The following is a 16,716-nucleotide window of genomic DNA, read 5'->3' on the forward strand; positions in this document are numbered from 1 at the left end:
GTGCTGAAGCCAGGTGACCGAGTCGCGATCGTCTCGCCGTCCCGCGGGTTGCCCGCGATCTTCCCCGGTCCGTACGAACTGGGTCTTCACCGGCTCCGGGAAGACTTCGAGCTGGAACCGGTCGAGTACCCGACGACCCGGAAGTTCGGGACCACGCCGAAGGAGCGAGCCGCGGACCTGCACGCGGCCTGGTCGGATCCCACGATCCGCGCGGTGTTCGCGACCATCGGCGGCGACGACCAGATCACCGTACTGAAGCATCTCGATCCGGCGGTGTTCCGCGCGGACCCGAAGCCCTTCTTCGGGTACAGCGACAACACGAACCTGCTGAACTTCCTTTATTCCTTGGGTTTGCCGGGCTACTACGGCGGCAGTGTGATGGTCCAGTTCGGCCGCGGCGGCGCGATGCACCCGGACACCGAACGATCGTTGCGTGCGGCAATGTTCACCGGCGGCGACTTCGAGCTGACACCGGCCACCGGGTGGACCGACATCGACCACGACTGGAACGTACCGGCCAACCTGGAGACCGAGCCGGAGCTGTTCGCCGGCACCGGCTGGATGTGGCGCGGGTCGCGCGAGGTGAGCGGGAGGCTTTGGGGCGGCTGCCTCGAGATCCTCGACTTCCAGCTGTCCGCGAACCGCTGGATGCAGCCGACCGAGTCGTACGGCGGCGTGCTGTTCTGCGAGACCAGCGAGGAGATGCCGTCGGCCGAGACCGTGTACCGGATCCTCCGGAACATGGGCGAACGCGGCCTGCTCGAACGCTTCGACGCCGTGTTGTGGGGCCGTCCGAAGTCGCGGTCGCTGTTCCAGGAGCTGACGCCGGAGCAGTCGGTCGCGTACGTCGCCGACCAGTACATCGCGGTCGACCGCGCGCTCACGGAGTACAACCCGGACGCGGTCCTCGTGAAGGGCCTCGACATCGGCCACACCGATCCGATGCTCACCCTCCCGTACGGTGGCCAGGTCCACATCGAGCCCACCGCGGAACGGATCACCGTCACCTACTGAACGCGGGTCGTGGTCAGGGCCGGGTTCGGGTTCGGGTAGCAGGCGACCGGTGCGGTGGTGGTGATGAACTTCCACTTGATCTTCGCGGTCAGGGTGAGGCCGGGGTCGTCGTAGCTGGTGCCCTTCAGCCTCGTTTCGATGGTTGAGCCGCGGCGGCCCGACTTCAGTCTGACGCTGAGGGTCGGGAGCTGGAAGCCGGCGCCGCCGGGGATCGGACCGGCCACCTTGACGACTGCGGTGTTGCCGTCCAACTGCGCAGTTGGGGTGGAGTTCAAGCCGGAGCCGCCGGTGAGACTCGCACTGACGTAGGCGGCGTTGGCGGGGACGGGGATGCGGAGCGTGAGGTCTCGGACCTCTTGGAGCTTGAAGCCCTTGATCTCGGTGGGCAACGACCCGGGCTGCGAGTGGACGGCGATGGTGAAGCGGGTGTTGGCGCGGACGGTCGCGGGAGCCTGCGCGTCGATGCCCTGGCGCAGGGAGACCGTGTGCTTGCCGAACTTGGTGTCGGCGCGGCAGGCGTAGGTGGCGACGGGCTGATCGGTCGGGGCGAGTAAGGCGAGAACCACCACAAGACTGCGGTAAGTAGCCATGTGACTACTCTATGCAGTCAGCGCCCGAAGAGGAACCATCCGCCGACGCCGGCGGCCACGAACACCACCGGCAGCGCGAGCAGGAACCACGCCCGCCGCCGGCGTCGTCGCCGTACCGGCGGGTCCGTCGCGACGGTGGTGTCCAGGTCGTCGTCGGTGATCGTCGTCCGCTCGGCCGCGCGCAGCGGCGCCTCGCGTTCCAGCCGGAACGCCTCGGCCTCGAACCGGTCGGCGAGCGAGTCGGCGCGTTCCCAGCGATCCGACACCCGGTACGCGAGTGCCCGCGTGAACACCTCGTCGAGCTGCCCGACCGAGTCGTGCAGCACCGAACGCAGGCTCGGCGGCGGCAGGTCCGGGTCGCGGTTCAGTACGTCCCCGATCGATCCGGCGGAGTACGGCGGATGCCCGGTGATGAGGGCGTACGTGACCGCGCCGACCGCGTAGATGTCCGCACGCTCGTCGAAACCGCCGTCGCCACGACTCTGCTCGGGCGCCATGTACGACGGCGTGCCGACCGCCTGGGTCAGACCGGACGCCTCGGCCGCACGCTTCGCCAGGCCGAGGTCCGCGAGCACGATCCGGTGCGTACCGCCGCCGGCTTCGTCACCTGGTCGGAGCAGCAGGTTCGCCGGGGTGACGTCGCGGTGTACGACGCCCTCGTTGTGCAGCGCCGCCACCGCTCGCGCCAGGTCGGCGCCCCACCACAGCGCGTCCACCGCGTCGAGCGGGCCTTGCCGCAGTACGTCGCCGAGGGTGCCGCCGCCGACGTAGTCCATCACGAAGTACGGCCGGCCGTCGTCGAGCTTGCCCAGGTCGAACACGCGCACCACGCGGTCGCTGGAGATCCGGCGCATCAGCCGCGCCTCGGACAGGAAACGTTCGCGGACGTCGGCCCGCGACGCCCAGTTGTCCGCCAGCACCTTGACGGCGACGTCGACGTCCAGGTCGTCGTCGTACCCCCGCCAGACGGTTGCGAACGCACCCGCGCCGATCTTGTCCCGTAACCGATACCGCCCGATGACATCCATCCCGGCTATTGTCGGTCACAAACCAGTCCAGAAGGGGGAGCATGACCGAAGAGGTGGAAGAACTCGGAGCCCGTGCGGCCGCCGGGGACCAGTCGGTGCTTCCACAACTTCTGCAGGCGATCCGGCCGCAGGTGCAGCGGCGGGTGGCCAAGTTCCTTCCGTACCGGGAGGACGCGGAGGAGGCGGTCCAGGACACACTGCTCCAGGTGGCGAACAAGGTGCACACGTTCAAGGGCACCGGCAGCTTCGCCGGCTGGGTCACGATCGTGGCCACCAACCAGGCGCGGCAGACCTACCGGTCGCTGAAACGCCGCTCGGTCGAACAGTCCGCCGAAGTACTCCCCGAAGCCGTGGACCCGCGTACCACCTCGGTCATCGCCGGCTCCCGCCTCGACCTGCTGGAGGCCCTGGAGGCCCTAGAATCCAGCCACCCCCAACTGGTCCAGCCCCTCGTCCTCCGCGACCTGGGCGCCCTCTCGTACGCCGAAATCGCCGACGAACTGGACGTCCCACTAGGCACCGTCAAAGCCCGCATCCACCAAGCCCGCCGAGCAGTAGCCGAACGCCTCACCGTCCGCTGACCGCTACCCCCGCCGCGCCGTCTTCGCCGCCAGGGCGGCGACGGCGCGTACTTCGTCGTGGGGTGTGCGTTCGAGCACCGTGGTGATCAGCTCGAGGTCGGCGGGCTCCGCGAGGGTGGTGAGGACGTTGAGGGCGCTGATGTGGTCGAAGGCGGTGGTGATGTCTTCGCTTGCTTCGACGGGTGGGCGGGACAGGATCTCCAGCGCGACCTGGCGTACGTCGGCCGCGAGAGGTTCGAGTGGGTTGCCGCCGCTCAGCTGCGTGTAGGCCGCGGCGACCTGGTACATGTTCAGCGCCCGGCAGACGGTCGGCACGTTCGGGCTGTGCAGAAGGGCTTCGAACGCCTGCAGCGGGATGTCCACACCCCCAACCTATTCGACCGCCCCGAAGAACCGCAGAACCTTCTGCGCCGCATCCGGCGGCGACATCATCTCCGCCACCTCGGCCGAACGCTTCGCCACCGCCGCGGTCCGCGCGAACATCGCCGGCTCGTACTCCTCCAGCGCCGCATCCAGGTCGTCCGGATGCGCAGCGATCGCCGCCGCGAGCTCGGCCGCGTCACGCATCGCCTGGTTGGCCCCCTCGCCGTGCGACGGCATCAGATGCGCCGCGTCCCCGAGCAACGTGACCCCCGACCGCCGCGCCCACCGCAGCCCGATCGGCAACAGGTACGTCGGACGTACGGCGAACGGCTCGTCGCACGCAGCGAGCAACCGCCGGAACTGCGGCGCCCACTCACCCGGCAGCTCCGTCACGGCCGCCGGATCCGCGTCGGCCGCCGTACGCATCGAGATGCTGACCTGGATCACACCGTTCCCGTTCCGTTGCGCGCCGAGCATCCGGTCCGGGCCGAACACCCAGTAGTTGCCGCGGCCAACCATCTCGGCCAGCTCGGGCTGCCGGCGATCGGCGTCCCGGATCAAGCTGTGGACGATGACCTTGCCCTCGTACGACGGCTCGGTGTCGGTGAGCAGCGCCCGCACCCGGGAGTTCGCCCCGTCGGCGCCGACGAGCAGGTCGTACGTCGCCGTACTGCCGTCGGCGAAATGCACCAGCTTCCCGTCCGCGTGCGTGAAGGTACTCCCCCAGCGGACAGTCCCCTCGGGCAACGATCGCAGCAGCAGGTCGCGGAGCTCGGCGCGGTCGATCTCCGGGCGCAGCATCGGCGCGTCGTCCGGGGTGTCTTCCTGCAGCAGCATCGTGCCGGTGTGGTCCAGCATCCGCAGATCCTGCCCTTCGCGGCGCGCGGCCGCGAGGAACTCCTGCTCGAGGCCGGCCGCGCGCAGGGCAGCCTGACCGGTGTCGGTGTGCAGGTCGAGCATGCTCCCCTGAGTGCGAGCGTCCGGCCCGGCGTCGCGTTCGTACACAACCGAGTCGATGCCGTGGACGTGCAGGATCCGCGCGAGCGTGAGGCCTCCGGGGCCGCCGCCGATGATCGCGATCATCAAGTCAACTCCGACGATACACTGTATCGATGCGGATCGGTGTATCGTCCGAACTCGTGAGCGTGATCTGGGAGCGACCCGAGCCGTCCGAGCGCCGGCGCCCGAGCCCGCTGAGCCGCGAGCGCATCGTCCGGGCCGCGATCGAGCTGGCCGACGCCGCGGACCTGGAGGCGGTCTCGCTGCGGAAGGTCGCCGCCGCCCTGGACGCCGGCCCGATGCGCCTCTACCGGTACGTCGACACCAAGGACGAGTTGCTCGAACTCATGGTCGATGCCGTGTACGCCGAACTCCCGGCGCCGGCCGGCCCGACCTGGGACGCCGTACTGCGGTCGATCGCGACCGGGATCCGCGACGTCGCGCTGCGGCACGAGTGGTTCGCCGACCTGCTCGGCAGCCGCCCGCGCTTCGGCCCGTCCACCCTCGCGCACACCGAGGCATGCCTGTCCGCGCTGCGATCCACCGGCCTCGACGACCTCGACGCGCTGACCGGCGCGCTCGAGACGGTGAACGTGTATCTGGTCGGTGCCGTCCGGAAGGAGATCACCGAACGCCGGGCCGAACGCGCGAGCGGTCTCGACCGGCGCGAGTTCCAGCGGGCGACCGGCCCGTACCTGGCCCGAATGTTTGCTACCGGCAACTATCCCGCGCTGTCCGAATGGGTCCACGACGCCCGGCACCGGACCGCCGCGGAGATCTTCGACCTGGGCCTGGACTACCTGATCGCCGGCATCCGAAACGGTTAGCCTTCCGCTGCCGCGTGCAGGTGGGCTGCGAGGAGGTGAGCGCTTTCAGGGGCGTCGGTGGCGTAGCAGAGCAGGTGCCGTCGGCTCGACCAGGCGTCCTCGAGTGGGCAGATGTGCACGTCGGCGTTCGGGTCGACGGCCCGCCGGGGTACGACGGCCAGGCCGGCGCCCGCGGTGGCGAGTGTGATCAGCGCGTGCAGGGTCGGGACGAGGGTGCGGTACCGCGGGGCGGGGGCGTGCGGGCCGAGGCGGTCGTCCATCCACTGGCTGAGCGGGGAGTTCCGGTCGAGCCCGACCAGCGGGTGTTCGGCGACCTCGGCGTACGCGATCGACTCCCGGCCTGACAGCGTGCCGCCCGCCTGGCCGATCACGACCAGCGAGTCGTCGGCCAGCGGTTCGGTCCGGAGCCGGGTCGGCTCGTCGTCGAGGATGACGCCGAGGTCCGCCTCCCCGGCCGCGAGCAGGCGAACCATCCGGACGGTACGGCGTTCACTCACGTTGACGTCGTACTCCGGGTGGTCGCGAAGGAACGTGGCCAGCGCCTGCGGGACGAGCTGGTGCATCGCGGAGCCGCCTGCGACCAGGCGGATCGGCGACGAGCTCGGGACGGCGTACGACGCGACCGCACTGTCCAGGCGGGTCGTCTCGGCCAGTACCTCGCGGGCGTGCCGGGCCAGGGTCGCACCGGCCGGGGTCAGCCGGACGCCGCGGCGCTCGCGGATCAGGAGCGGTACGCCGGCCTGCGCTTCGAGGGCTCTGACCCGCGCGCTGGCCGAAGGCAGACTCAGATGCATCACCCGCGCGCCCGCCGTGATCGAGCCTTCTGCCGCGACATGAGTGAAGAGCCGGAGATCGTCGAGGTCGTACCTCATAAGCTCAGCCTACGTCTCTGGCTGAGGCTGACTACGGGGATCGCGCATTGTGGAGTGTCCGCAGAGCCCGGATCCTCGAAGGGTGCATATCTCCCGGCTGGCGATGGCGTACCAGGCCTGCGAGGTCGCGGACCTGGCGGCGGCGGTCGTTTCGTTGGACGACCCAACGGAGGCCGAAGAGCAGGCGGCGCGCGTACTGGCGGCCGCCCAGCAGTTGGTTGCTGCAGCCAACCGACTTGAGTCGGACGAGCCACCCGCCGATCCGTTGCAGCGATTCGCTTACGAGCATCCCGAGGAGGCGGCCGAGGACGTCGCGGAGTGGGTCAGCCGCCGTCGGTAGATCTGCGGCCGGTCGGCGGCCGGTGCGGGAGCTGCTCGCGTTCCTTGCGGAGGTACAGGCCGGTGGCGGTCGAGACGCTGGTCAGCAGCCACATGAAGACGCCCGCGTCGTCGGTGACGCCAATGATCGGGAGGAGGTCGGGCAGGATGTCGATCGGCGAGACCAGGTAGACCAGCGCGAGCAGCCACAGGAACGTCCGGTTCCGCGGCAGGTCGGTGTACGCGCCACGACGGACGTCGCGGAGCAACCGGGGCAGCGCCCGCGCGCGCTCGAACACGTTCCCGACCGGCACCGGTTCACCGCGGGCGATCTTCCGCCGCCGGATCGCCCGCCGCCGCAGTACACCGAGCGCACCGAGACCGACACCGAGCACGAGCAGCCCGACGCCGACACCGACAGCGGGCAGCCCGACCACGTCGCCGTCCCGGAACAGCAACGTCAACAGCCCGATCAGGCCGAGCACCCCACCGATGTACACCATTCCTCCACTGTAGAGCCAGCTCGGCGCAAGCGGTTGACTGTTGTCGTGACGACAATTACTGTTGTCACGACAACAGGAGGCTGGGGATGTACGAGCTCAAAGAAGCAGTGGTGATCAGCGCGGACGCCGCGGCGGTGTGGCGGGTGGTCACGGATGTTGCGCGGTGGCCGGAGTGGGATCCGCATGAGGACGTGGCGCGGCTGGACGGGGAGTTCGTCGCCGGGACGACGGGGTGGGTGAAGCAGAAGGGCAACCCGGGTGCGTCGTTCACGCTGACCGAGGTGGTGCCGGAGCGCCGGTGGGCGAGCGAGTGTGCGCTGCCGGGCGGCAAGCTGTGGGGTTCGAACGAGTACGAGCAACTCCCCGGCGGGAAGCTCCGCTGCACGCGGACGGTCCGCGTCACCGGTCCGCTCGTACCGCTGTTCCGCTTCCACTTCGGGCGGCGGATGCGGCGCGACTTCTTCCGGACCTGGACCGCTCTCGAAGCCCGCGCCGCGGCAGTCGTATGACCGAGGGCCCGCTGGCGTCACCCGGTTTCTGGCTGCACCACGCCGCGCTGAGATGGCGCGCCGAACTGGACCGCCGGCTCCGCGAGATCGGGCTGACCCCCACCCAGTTCCTGCTGCTGGCGTCCACCGGCTGGGTCGAGCACACCCAAGGTGCACCGACCCAGCAGCAGGTCGCCCAGACCGCCGGCGCCGACCGGATGATGACCTCGAAGGTCGTCAAGAACCTGGAGGACGCGGGCCTCCTCCGCCGTACGCCGGACCCGTCGGACGCCCGCGCCTACCGCCTCCAACTCACCCCGGCGGGCCGCCGTACCGCCCGCAAGGCCATCACCATCGCGGCTGACCTGGACAAGGAACTGTTCGGCGACAGTCCAGCCTCGCTGCGAGACGCGCTGCAGCAGATCGCCGAGCGCTAGTGGTTGTACGGCTGGGACAGGAGGGGGCGAGTGTTGGTGAGGACCTGCTCGTAGTTGGCGCGGATGGTGGTGGCGTCGACGGTGATGGCGGGTTCCGGCTTGCCGAGGGGGACGTTCCACGTGGGCGGGGTGGTCGAGCCGGACAGCGCCCAGGCTGCCTGACGGGCGGCGCCCAGGGCGACGTACTCGGCTGGTTCGGGGAGGACCACCTCGGCACCGAGGAGAGACGGGGCCAGGGCTTGTACGGAGCGGGACTGGGCGCCGCCGCCCAGGAGGAGGACTCGCTGGACGGGGACGTTCTGGTTGCGGAGGGCGTCCACGGCGTCGGCCAGGCCGCACAGGAGGCCTTCGACGGCGGCGCGGGCCATCGTCGCGGGCTGCATCGTGGCGCGGGTGAGACCGTAGATGAGGCCGGTCGAGTGCGGGAGGTCCGGCGTACGTTCGCCGTCCAGGAACGGGAGCAGTACCAGGCCGTCGCTGCCGGCTGAGGTGATCGCCGCCTCGTCGAAGGCGGACAGTTCCAGGCCGAGCATCTGCGCGGTGGCGGACATGACGCGGGCGGCGTTCAGCGTGCAGACGAGGGGGAGGTACTCGCCGGTGGCGTCGGCGAACGCGGCGACGAGGCCGGTCGCGTCCTTCGTCGGGTGGGCGGAGCGGGCGAACGCCGTACCACTCGTGCCGAGCGAGACCGCGACGTCACCTGGCTGGAGGTCGAGGCCGAGCGCGGCGGCCGCGTTGTCGCCCGTGCCTGCCGCGATCGCCGCTCCGAACGAAGTCTCGCCAACGATCTCAGCCGGCCCAGCAACCCGCGGCAGCTGCAGTTGCCGCCCGAACGCAAGCTCCACCAGATCAGTCCGGTAGCTGTTCGTCGCCGGCGACCACCAGCCGGTCCCGGAAGCATCTCCCCGGTCAGTGGTGATCCCCTCGATCCCGTGCCGATCGGCCGCGAGCCGATGCGTCATCCAGTCATGTGGCAGCACCACCGCAGCCGCACGCCGCGCCGCCTCGCGACGCATCGCGGCGGTCGCCGCCGGGTCGCCACCGCCAAGGCCGGAGGCCTGGGAGACGCCCCCGCCGGCACCCGACTCGGCCGCGGCGCGGGCGGCTTCGTCCCTCAGCCAGCGCAGTTTGGTCACGGTGAAAGACGGGACCGGGACTGAGCCGACTGCTTCCGCCCAGGCTTCGGCGCCGCCCAGTTCGGCGATCAGTTCCGTGGTGGCGTCGGCTGAGCTGGTGTCGTTCCACAGCACGGCCGGGTGGACGACCTCACCAGTGTCGTCCAGCAGCACCATGCCGTGTTGCTGGCCGCCGATCGCGATCGCCTGGACGCCGTCGAGGATGCCGTCGGAGGCCAGCTCCCACGCCTTCCACCACTCGGCCGGATCCACCTGGGTGGCGTCGGGATGCGGGGCCCGCCCCTCGCGGACGACCTCTCCGGTCTCTGCGTCGCACACCAGAACCTTGGTCGCCTGGGTGGAGCAGTCCACCCCGGCAACCAGCCTCAGCTCAGTCATGGCTCCAACACTAGAGTGCTTCGAGCGTTGCGCGGGCGCCGATCTCGTGCAGCGACCGCAACGCGGCCCGGTACGGCGTCACGAACCGCTCGTCCGACGCGAGATCCCCGAACAGGTCCGGATCCGAGATGAACACCAGCGGATCCTCCCGGTTGTGCTGCGCGCGTTCGACCAGCTTGTCCCGCAGCCGGTCGACGACCTCGATCGGCTGCCCCTGCTCGTCGACGCCCTCGGCGTACCGTGCCCAGGACGCGACCACGAGCACCGACCGCCCGATCTCCCGCCCGGCGGCGAGCTGCTCGCGTACCACCGGCAGCAACCACTTCGGGATCCGGTCCGAGCTCTCCGCACACAACCGCGCCAGCGTGTCCCGTACTTCCGGATTCGCGAACCGTTCGATCAGCTGATGCTTGTACCGGTCCAGATCGACCCCGGGCACCGGCGGCAGCGTCGGCGTACCTTCGTTGTCCATGTAGCCGAGCAGGAAGTCGACGAACAGCTTGTCCTGGCACACCTCGTGCGCGTAGCGGTACCCGGACAGGAACCCGAGGTACGCCAGCGCCTGGTGCGAGGCGTTCAGCAGCCGCAGCTTCATCAGCTCGTACGGCTCGACGTCCTCGACGATCTGCACCCCGACGTCCTCGTACGGCGGCCGCACGCCGCCGAAGTCGTCCTCGAGGACCCACTGCGTGAACGGCTCGCACACCACCGGCCAGCCGTCCTCGATCCCGAACCGCTCGGCCAGCGCGGCGCGGTCGGCGTCGGTGGTGACCGGCGTGATCCGGTCCACCATGCAGTTCGGGAACCGCACCTCGTTCTCGAGGAACTCGGCCGTCGCCGGGTCCTTCAACCGCGCGAAGGACGAGATCATCTTCCGCGCCACGTGCCCGTTGCCCGGGATGTTGTCGCAGGACATCACGGTGAACGGCGGTACGCCGGCCTCCCGCCGCCGGCGCAGCGCCTCGACGACGAACCCGAACGCACTCCCCGGCGTCGCCCCCGGCTCGAGGTCCGCCGCCAGCGCCGGATCCGACGCGTCCAGCTCCCCCGTCACCTGGTTGACGTGGTACCCACCCTCGGTGATCGTCAGCGAAACTATCCGGGTCGCCGGGTCGACCATCCGCGCAAGTACCGCCTCCGGATCATCGGGCGCAAACAGGTACCCGACGATCGACCCGACGACCCGAGGCTCCAGCCGCCCGTCCGGGTGCTTGATCACCAACGTGTACAGACAGTCCTGGGCCGCCAACACCTCCGCCATCCGTTGATCGTTCGGCAGCACACCCACACCGACGATCCCCCAGTCCAGGCCTTTCCCGTCGTTCATCAACCGATCGAGGTACATCGCCTGATGCGCCCGGTGGAACCCGCCTACCCCGAAGTGCACGATCCCCGGTGTCACCGCCGTACGGTCGTACGACGGCACCGCAACATCGTTGCCAAGAGCATCAAGTGCAGCGGCCGACAACTTCACTTGACCGCCCCCAGCGACAGACCCTGGACGAGCTTGTCCTGCGCGGCGAACCCGGCGATCAGCACCGGCAGCGACACCACGATGGACGCGGCACAGACCTTGGCGAGGAACAAACCTTGACTGGTCACGAACCCGGTCAAGAACACCGGAGCTGTCTGCGCCACCGTGCCGGTCAGGACGCGGGCGAACAGCAGCTCGTTCCAGCTGAAGATGAAGCAGATGAGCGCAGCGGACGCGATCCCCGGCGTGACCACCGGCGCCACCACGGACCGCAACGTCCGCGTCAAGGAGGCACCGTCGACGGAGGCCGCCTCGAGGATCTCCGTCGGCACCTCGGACAGGAAGCTGCGCAGCATCCAGACCGCGATCGGCAGGTTCATCGAGGTGTACAGGATGATCAGCAGCCCGATGTTGTCCAGGAATCCGACCGACTGCGCGAACAGGTAGATCGGCAGCAGCCCGGCCACCACCGGCAGCATCTTCGTGGACAGGAAGAAGAACAGTACGTCCGTCCATTTGCGAACCGGCCGGATCGACAGCGCGTACGCCGCCGGGAACGCGAGCAGGATGACCAGCGCGGTGGACAGGATGCTCGAGGTCAGCGAGTTCGCGATCGACGGCCACGGTCCGGTACCGAAGAACGACCGGTACCCGTCGAGCGTCAGCGGCGCGGCGAGGTTCGGTGGATTCTTGGCCGCGTTCGGCTCGGAGTGGAACGAGGTCAGCAGCATCCACAGCACCGGGAATACGAAGAGGATCCCTACGACCCACGCGACCCCGCTGAGGACGAACCCACCGCCACGGTTCTTCTTACCCGTCACGATCGTGACCTGGCCGCTCATCGACCCGTCTCCTCTCGGAACAGCGTGGACACCGAGCGCAGGGCGAACGTCGCGATCGCGATCGTGCCGATCACCACGATCACGCCGGCCGCGGACGCCCGTCCGTAGTCGTGCGCGGTGTAGAAGGTCTGGTAGATCGTGTACGGGAGGTTCGCCGTACCGAGGCCGCCGGACGTGATCGTGAAGACCGCGTCGAAGTTCTGTACGACGTAGATCGACCCGAGCAGCGCGGACAGCTCCAGGTACTGCCGCAGGTGCGGGAGCGTCATGTACCGGAAGATCTCCCACTGGTTCGCGCCGTCGATGCCGGCCGCCTCGATCACGTCGAGCGGGCGGCTCTGCAGGCCGGCCAGCAGGATCAGCATCATGAACGGCGTCCACTGCCAGACCAGCGCGAAGATGATCGACCACAACGGCTGGTTGCTGATCCAGTCCGGCTGTGGAGCGTTCGCGCCGAAGATCCACTTCAGCACGCCGTTGAACAGACCGTACGTCGGGTTGTACAGCGCGTGCTTCCACAGCAGCGCCGCGGCCACCGGTACCACCAGGAACGGCGTGATCATCATCGTCCGGACAGCCCCGCGGCCGCGGAACTTCCGGTCCAGCAGCAGCGCGATCAGCAGCCCGAGGACCAGGCTGATCAGGACCACGCCCGCGGTCAGCAGGATCGTCACCCAGATCGCGTGCCGGGTGTTCGCGTCGGTCAGCACCCGGCGGAAGTTCGCGAACCCGGCGAACCCGCGCTCGTCGGGGTAGTACGCGTTCCAGTCCATGAACGACACGATGATCGTCACCACGAACGGCAGCTGGGTCACCACGATCATGAAGATCAGGGCCGGCAGCAACGGTCCGCGCCGGGCCCAGTCACCGGCCCTGCGCATCATCGCGCCCTCGGAACCGGGCCGCGCGGCATGCCGCTTCGGCCGGGCCTGGGTGTCAGCTTTCGCGTCGACAGACATGACCGTTACCCCTTCCCCAGCCGCGAGCGGTACCGCTCGGCGACGTCGTCGGCGAGCTCCTGCCCGCGTTTCAATGCCTTGTCGACGCTCGTCTTCCCGGCGATCGCCGAGCTCACGTCCTGACTCACCTGGGTACCGAGGTCCGGGAACTCCGGGATGTCGACGAACTGGATCCCCGGCGCCGGCCGCGGCTGGGTGCCCGGGTTGTTCGGGTCCGCGTTCTGGATCGCGTTCTTGGTCGGCTCCGCGAACGCCTCGGCGTCCTTCAGATACTGCGGGTTCTCGTACGTCGACGCCCGCTTGCCGGCCGGAACGTTGGACCAGCCAACCTTCTGGCCGACCAGGTTCTCGTAGTCCTTGCCGGAGGCCCAGGAGATGAACTTCCAGGCGTTGTCCTTCTTCTTCGAGGCTTCCTGGATGCCCCAGGCCCAGGCGTACAGCCAGCCGGAGCTGTCGGTCTTCACGACCGGCGCCGGCGCGTAGCCCATCTTGCCCTTCACCGGCGAGTTCGGCGCCTCGAGCGAACCGGCCGCGGAGGTGGCGTCGTACCACATCGCGACGTTGCTCTGGATGGTGTTGTTCAGGCACTCGGTGAACCCGGCCTGCGGTGCGCCCGCCTCACCGTGCGCGCGGACCAGGTCGACGTAGAACTTGGTCGCCTCGGTGAACGCCGGTGCGTTCACCTGCGACTGCCAGTCCTTGGTGAACCAGGTGCCGCCGAACGTGTTCACGACCGTGGTGAGTGGGGCGAACAGCTGGCCCCAGCCAGGCTGGCCGCGCAGGCAGATGCCACGCATCCCCGGCTGCGCATGGTCGACCTTGGCCGCAATGTCCGCAACGTCCTGCCAGGTCGGCTTGGCCGGCATCGTGAGGCCCTTGGAGGCCAGGATGTCCTTGCGGTACATCAGGAACGACGACTCGCCGTAGAACGGTTCGCCGTAGATCTTGCCGTCGTCCGCGGTCATCGACTGGGTCATCGGCTTCAGGATGTCGTCCTGGTCGAACGACGGGTCCTTCGCGATGTAGTCCGACAGCGGGGCGATCCACTTGGACCGCGCGTAGATCGGGATCTCGAAGTTGCTCACCGACGCGACGTCGTACTGACCGGCCTGGCTGGAGAACTCCTGGCTGATCTTGTCCCGGACGTCGTTCTCCGGCAGCACGGTGAAGTTCACCTTGATGCCGGTCTGCTTGGTGAAGTTGTCGGCGGTCAGCTTCTGCAGGTCGACCATCTGCGGGTTGTTCACCATCAGCACGTTGATGCTGTCGGCACCTCCGCCGCCGGCTCCGCCTCCCCAGCCTGCACAGCCGCTGACCGCACTCACCAGGAATGCGACCCCGACCGCTCCGATGCGTTTGCGCCTACTCAGCACATCTGCCTCCGCTCATTTGAGCACGCCTCCGCTCACACCATGAGTAGACCGGTAGGGCACTTGACCTGTCAAGGGTCTGTGCAACACTTGGGTCCGGTGGTGCTCATATGAGCGGGCCAGGGATTGGGGAGCTTGTGATGGAATCCTTCGGGCCGGCACAGCTGGTGCTGACGGCGTCGATCGCGCGGCGGTACTACGTCGACGGACGGTCGAAGGTGGAGATCGCCGACGAGTTCCGGCTGAGCCGGTTCAAGGTCGCGCGACTGCTCGACCAGGCGCGCAGCAGCGGGCTCGTACGGATCGAGATCAGCCACCCCGGCGCGATCGACCTAGACCTGTCGGCCCGGCTGCAGGAGGTGCTTGGCCTGCGCCGGGCGATCGTGGTGGACACGCCCGAGGTGGACGAAGCGGCGCTGCGTACCCAGCTCGGGAAGGCGGCCGCGGACCTGCTGGCCGAGATCGTGACACCTGAGGACGTGCTCGGACTGGCGTGGGCGCGGGCCGTGACCGCGATGACCGAGCAGCTCACGTCGCTCGCTCCGGTTCCCGTCGTACAGCTCACGGGTGCACTGACCCGGCCGGACGTCGAGGCGAACTCGGTCGAGCTCGTACGGCATACCGCGCGGCTGTCGGGCGGTCCGGCGTACCTGTTCTACGCCCCGCTTGTCGTACCGGACGCCGCGACCGCGCGGGCGTTGCGGCAGCAGCCCGAGGTGGCCGAGGCGATCAGCCACTTCGACTCGGTGTCGAAGGCGGTCGTCGGGCTCGGGTCGTGGGCGAGTGGACAGTCGACGCTGTACGACGCGATGGACGCGAACGCCTGTGAGCAGTTGCGCCGGCACGGCGTGGTGGCCGACATCTCCGGTGTGTTCGTGGACGCCGACGGCGCGCCGGTGCAGAGCCGGGTCGCCGATCGGGTGATCGCGATCAACGCCGAGCAGATGAACAAGATCGACGAGGTGATCGCGATCCCGTACGGCCTCGCCAAGGTCGACGCCGTTCGCGCCGCCGTCCGCAGCGGCCTGGTGAACGCGATCGTTACCCACGCACCTCTGGCGAAAGCGCTGCTGGACGAGACAAACTGACCGGCGATGCCCTCACCTGAGGTGGAAACCCAGTTGCTCGGCGGTACTGCGAACCGCGGGCTGGTCGTGCGGGTCGGAGACACCGTCCGTCGGCCGTTGCGCGCCAGCAGCCAGGCGACACACGCCTTGCTCGAACACTTGGAGCGGGTCGGGTTCGACGGTGCGCCGCGGCTGCTGGGCGTCGACTCGCAGGGGCGGGAGGTGTTGTCGTACCTGCCCGGCCAGACGGTGACGGCGCCGTACCCGGCGTGGTCGATGACGGACGCGGCATTGGACAGCGTGGCCTTGCTGCTGCGGGAGTACCACCAGGCGGTGGCAGACTTCCGGCCGGTCGGGCTGGAGTGGGCCGAGCCGGTGCCTTCGGAGTATGTGACCGGGTTGATCAGCCACAACGACCCGAACCTCGACAACGTGGTGTTCCGGGACGGAGTCGCGGTCGCCCTCATCGACTTCGACCTCGCGGGCCCGGGGTCGGCCCTGTGGGACGTCGCGACCGCGGTGCGTTTGTGGGCGCCGCTACGGCCCGAGGAAGACATTCACGACGTACGCCGGGGACGCTCGCTGGCCCGGCTGCGCCGCTTTGCCGACACGTACGGCCTCACAGACGCGGACCGCCTACGCCTGGTCGACGCGGCAGCCGACAACCACGTGTGGTGCATGGACTACGTACGCCGAGGCGCCGAAACCGGCCACCCCTGGTTCCACCAACGCTGGACCACCGGCGAAGCCGAACTAACCGACCGAACCAACACCTGGTTCAAGCAGTCGGACGCCGCACTCCGCCACGCTCTCCTGAACTGAACTCCCGCTCAACCAGGATTGGCTGTTACTGCGGGAGGTGGACGAGAATGTGCCGGTGCGTTCACGGGTGGTGCTGTTGGCGGGGCCTTCGGGGGCGGGGAAGTCGCGGCTGGCGGAGCAGGTCGGGTTGCCGGTCGTACGGCTGGACGACTTCTACCGCGACGGCGACGACGAGGCGATGCCGCGGTCGCCGCTCGGCATCGTCGATTGGGACGACCCCCGATCGTGGGACGGCGACCGCGCGGTCGCGGCCCTGGAGCAGTTGTGTACGACGGGATCCGCGGACCTGCCGATCTACGACATCGCCGCCGACGGCACCGTCGGGCACCGCCCGGTCAGCACCGGCGGGTCCCCGCTGATCGTTGCTGAGGGCATCTTCGCGGACCAGATCACCGGCGCGTTGCGGGATCGCGGCCTGCTGGCGGTCGCGATCTGCGTGTACCACCACCGGGTCGTCACGTTCGCGCGGCGCTTCCAGCGGGACCTGCGCGAGCACCGCAAACCCCCGCTGACCTTGCTCCGTCGCGGTCTGCTGTTGCTCCGTGACGATCCGCAGGTGGTCCAACGATGTGTCGCCGCCGGCTGCGAACCCTTGCACCCAAAGGAAGCCCGCGCCCGGATCGAGAGATTGTTAGCCTGACGTTAACC

General features: G+C 69.0%; 20 protein-coding genes. 9 read left to right on the top strand and 11 right to left on the bottom strand.

The window, feature by feature from the left end; genetic code table 11:
• Nucleotides 1-1,014 carry a S66 family peptidase gene (locus ACZ5BU_RS17700; protein WP_465700091.1) on the top strand — a complete coding sequence of 338 codons (1,014 nt, stop codon included), beginning with the start codon at nt 1-3 and terminating at the stop codon, nt 1,012-1,014.
• Here ACZ5BU_RS17700 and ACZ5BU_RS17705 read toward each other — a convergent pair.
• Complete coding sequence (locus tag ACZ5BU_RS17705; RefSeq protein ID WP_465700093.1) at nt 1,008-1,604, bottom strand: hypothetical protein; 597 nt, start codon at nt 1,602-1,604, stop codon at nt 1,008-1,010. The two genes, ACZ5BU_RS17700 and ACZ5BU_RS17705, sit on opposite strands and share 7 nt — an antisense overlap.
• 17 nt (nt 1,605-1,621) lie before the next feature.
• Nucleotides 1,622-2,632 (bottom strand): serine/threonine-protein kinase, encoded by a 1,011-nt coding sequence (locus tag ACZ5BU_RS17710; RefSeq protein WP_465700095.1) that lies wholly within the window; start codon nt 2,630-2,632, stop codon nt 1,622-1,624.
• 41 nt (nt 2,633-2,673) lie between these two features.
• Here ACZ5BU_RS17710 and ACZ5BU_RS17715 point away from each other — a divergent pair, with 41 nt between their 5' ends.
• Nucleotides 2,674-3,213, top strand: coding sequence for an RNA polymerase sigma factor (locus ACZ5BU_RS17715; RefSeq protein WP_465700096.1), 540 nt, complete (start codon nt 2,674-2,676; stop codon nt 3,211-3,213).
• A gap of 3 nt (nt 3,214-3,216) precedes the next feature.
• Here the strand turns inward: ACZ5BU_RS17715 and ACZ5BU_RS17720 are convergent, their stop codons facing one another.
• Entirely contained in the window at nt 3,217-3,576 is a 360-nt protein-coding gene (locus ACZ5BU_RS17720; RefSeq protein ID WP_465700097.1) for a hypothetical protein, read from the bottom strand.
• 9 nt (nt 3,577-3,585) lie between these two features.
• Nucleotides 3,586-4,659 (bottom strand): FAD-dependent oxidoreductase, encoded by a 1,074-nt coding sequence (locus ACZ5BU_RS17725; RefSeq protein ID WP_465700099.1) that lies wholly within the window; start codon nt 4,657-4,659, stop codon nt 3,586-3,588.
• Nucleotides 4,660-4,688: 29 nt separating this feature from the next.
• On the opposite strand from ACZ5BU_RS17725, the gene ACZ5BU_RS17730 reads away from it, so the two are divergent.
• Nucleotides 4,689-5,402, top strand: a complete 714-nt coding sequence (locus ACZ5BU_RS17730) for a TetR/AcrR family transcriptional regulator C-terminal domain-containing protein (protein ID WP_465700100.1) — start codon at nt 4,689-4,691, stop codon at nt 5,400-5,402.
• On the opposite strand, the gene ACZ5BU_RS17735 is transcribed toward ACZ5BU_RS17730, so the two are convergent.
• Entirely contained in the window at nt 5,399-6,274 is an 876-nt protein-coding gene (locus ACZ5BU_RS17735; protein ID WP_465700101.1) for a LysR family transcriptional regulator, read from the bottom strand. The two genes, ACZ5BU_RS17730 and ACZ5BU_RS17735, sit on opposite strands and share 4 nt — an antisense overlap.
• 82 nt (nt 6,275-6,356) lie before the next feature.
• Here ACZ5BU_RS17735 and ACZ5BU_RS17740 point away from each other — a divergent pair, with 82 nt between their 5' ends.
• Entirely contained in the window at nt 6,357-6,614 is a 258-nt protein-coding gene (locus tag ACZ5BU_RS17740) for a hypothetical protein (protein ID WP_465700102.1), read from the top strand.
• Here ACZ5BU_RS17740 and ACZ5BU_RS17745 read toward each other — a convergent pair.
• Nucleotides 6,598-7,095: a YkvA family protein gene (locus ACZ5BU_RS17745; protein WP_465700104.1), complete on the bottom strand. Its 498-nt coding sequence runs from the start codon at nt 7,093-7,095 to the stop codon at nt 6,598-6,600. The two genes, ACZ5BU_RS17740 and ACZ5BU_RS17745, sit on opposite strands and share 17 nt — an antisense overlap.
• An 86-nt stretch (nt 7,096-7,181) precedes the next feature.
• Here ACZ5BU_RS17745 and ACZ5BU_RS17750 point away from each other — a divergent pair, with 86 nt between their 5' ends.
• On the top strand, nt 7,182-7,604 hold the full coding sequence (locus tag ACZ5BU_RS17750) for an SRPBCC family protein (RefSeq protein ID WP_465700105.1): 423 nt from the start codon (nt 7,182-7,184) through the stop codon (nt 7,602-7,604).
• Nucleotides 7,601-8,020: a MarR family winged helix-turn-helix transcriptional regulator gene (locus ACZ5BU_RS17755; protein ID WP_465700107.1), complete on the top strand. Its 420-nt coding sequence runs from the start codon at nt 7,601-7,603 to the stop codon at nt 8,018-8,020. The genes ACZ5BU_RS17750 and ACZ5BU_RS17755 overlap by 4 nt, the downstream gene beginning before the upstream one ends.
• On the opposite strand, the gene ACZ5BU_RS17760 is transcribed toward ACZ5BU_RS17755, so the two are convergent.
• Genes ACZ5BU_RS17760 through ACZ5BU_RS17780 form a run of 5 tightly spaced genes read right to left on the bottom strand, consistent with a single transcriptional unit; the run spans nt 8,017 to nt 14,182 of the window.
• Entirely contained in the window at nt 8,017-9,534 is a 1,518-nt protein-coding gene (locus tag ACZ5BU_RS17760) for an FGGY family carbohydrate kinase (RefSeq protein WP_465700108.1), read from the bottom strand. The genes ACZ5BU_RS17755 and ACZ5BU_RS17760 overlap by 4 nt on opposite strands.
• Nucleotides 9,535-9,544: 10 nt before the next feature.
• On the bottom strand, nt 9,545-10,960 hold the full coding sequence (locus tag ACZ5BU_RS17765) for a mannitol dehydrogenase family protein (protein WP_465700109.1): 1,416 nt from the start codon (nt 10,958-10,960) through the stop codon (nt 9,545-9,547).
• 44 nt (nt 10,961-11,004) lie between these two features.
• Complete coding sequence (locus ACZ5BU_RS17770; RefSeq protein WP_465700111.1) at nt 11,005-11,850, bottom strand: carbohydrate ABC transporter permease; 846 nt, start codon at nt 11,848-11,850, stop codon at nt 11,005-11,007.
• A complete protein-coding gene (locus ACZ5BU_RS17775) occupies nt 11,847-12,809 on the bottom strand; it encodes a carbohydrate ABC transporter permease (RefSeq protein WP_465700113.1) in 963 nt (320 codons plus the stop codon). The genes ACZ5BU_RS17770 and ACZ5BU_RS17775 overlap by 4 nt, the downstream gene beginning before the upstream one ends.
• Nucleotides 12,810-12,814: 5 nt before the next feature.
• Nucleotides 12,815-14,182: an ABC transporter substrate-binding protein gene (locus ACZ5BU_RS17780; protein ID WP_465700115.1), complete on the bottom strand. Its 1,368-nt coding sequence runs from the start codon at nt 14,180-14,182 to the stop codon at nt 12,815-12,817.
• A gap of 137 nt (nt 14,183-14,319) precedes the next feature.
• Here ACZ5BU_RS17780 and ACZ5BU_RS17785 point away from each other — a divergent pair, with 137 nt between their 5' ends.
• From ACZ5BU_RS17785 to ACZ5BU_RS17795, 3 genes are read left to right on the top strand one after another with little or no spacing between them, the layout of a single operon-like run.
• Nucleotides 14,320-15,267: a sugar-binding transcriptional regulator gene (locus ACZ5BU_RS17785; protein ID WP_465700117.1), complete on the top strand. Its 948-nt coding sequence runs from the start codon at nt 14,320-14,322 to the stop codon at nt 15,265-15,267.
• 6 nt (nt 15,268-15,273) lie between these two features.
• Nucleotides 15,274-16,068, top strand: a complete 795-nt coding sequence (locus ACZ5BU_RS17790) for a phosphotransferase (protein WP_465700119.1) — start codon at nt 15,274-15,276, stop codon at nt 16,066-16,068.
• A gap of 55 nt (nt 16,069-16,123) precedes the next feature.
• On the top strand, nt 16,124-16,708 hold the full coding sequence (locus tag ACZ5BU_RS17795; protein WP_465700120.1) for a uridine kinase family protein: 585 nt from the start codon (nt 16,124-16,126) through the stop codon (nt 16,706-16,708).
• Nucleotides 16,709-16,716 lie beyond the last annotated feature (8 nt).

The organism is Kribbella sp. NPDC031520 (genome assembly GCF_055580825.1).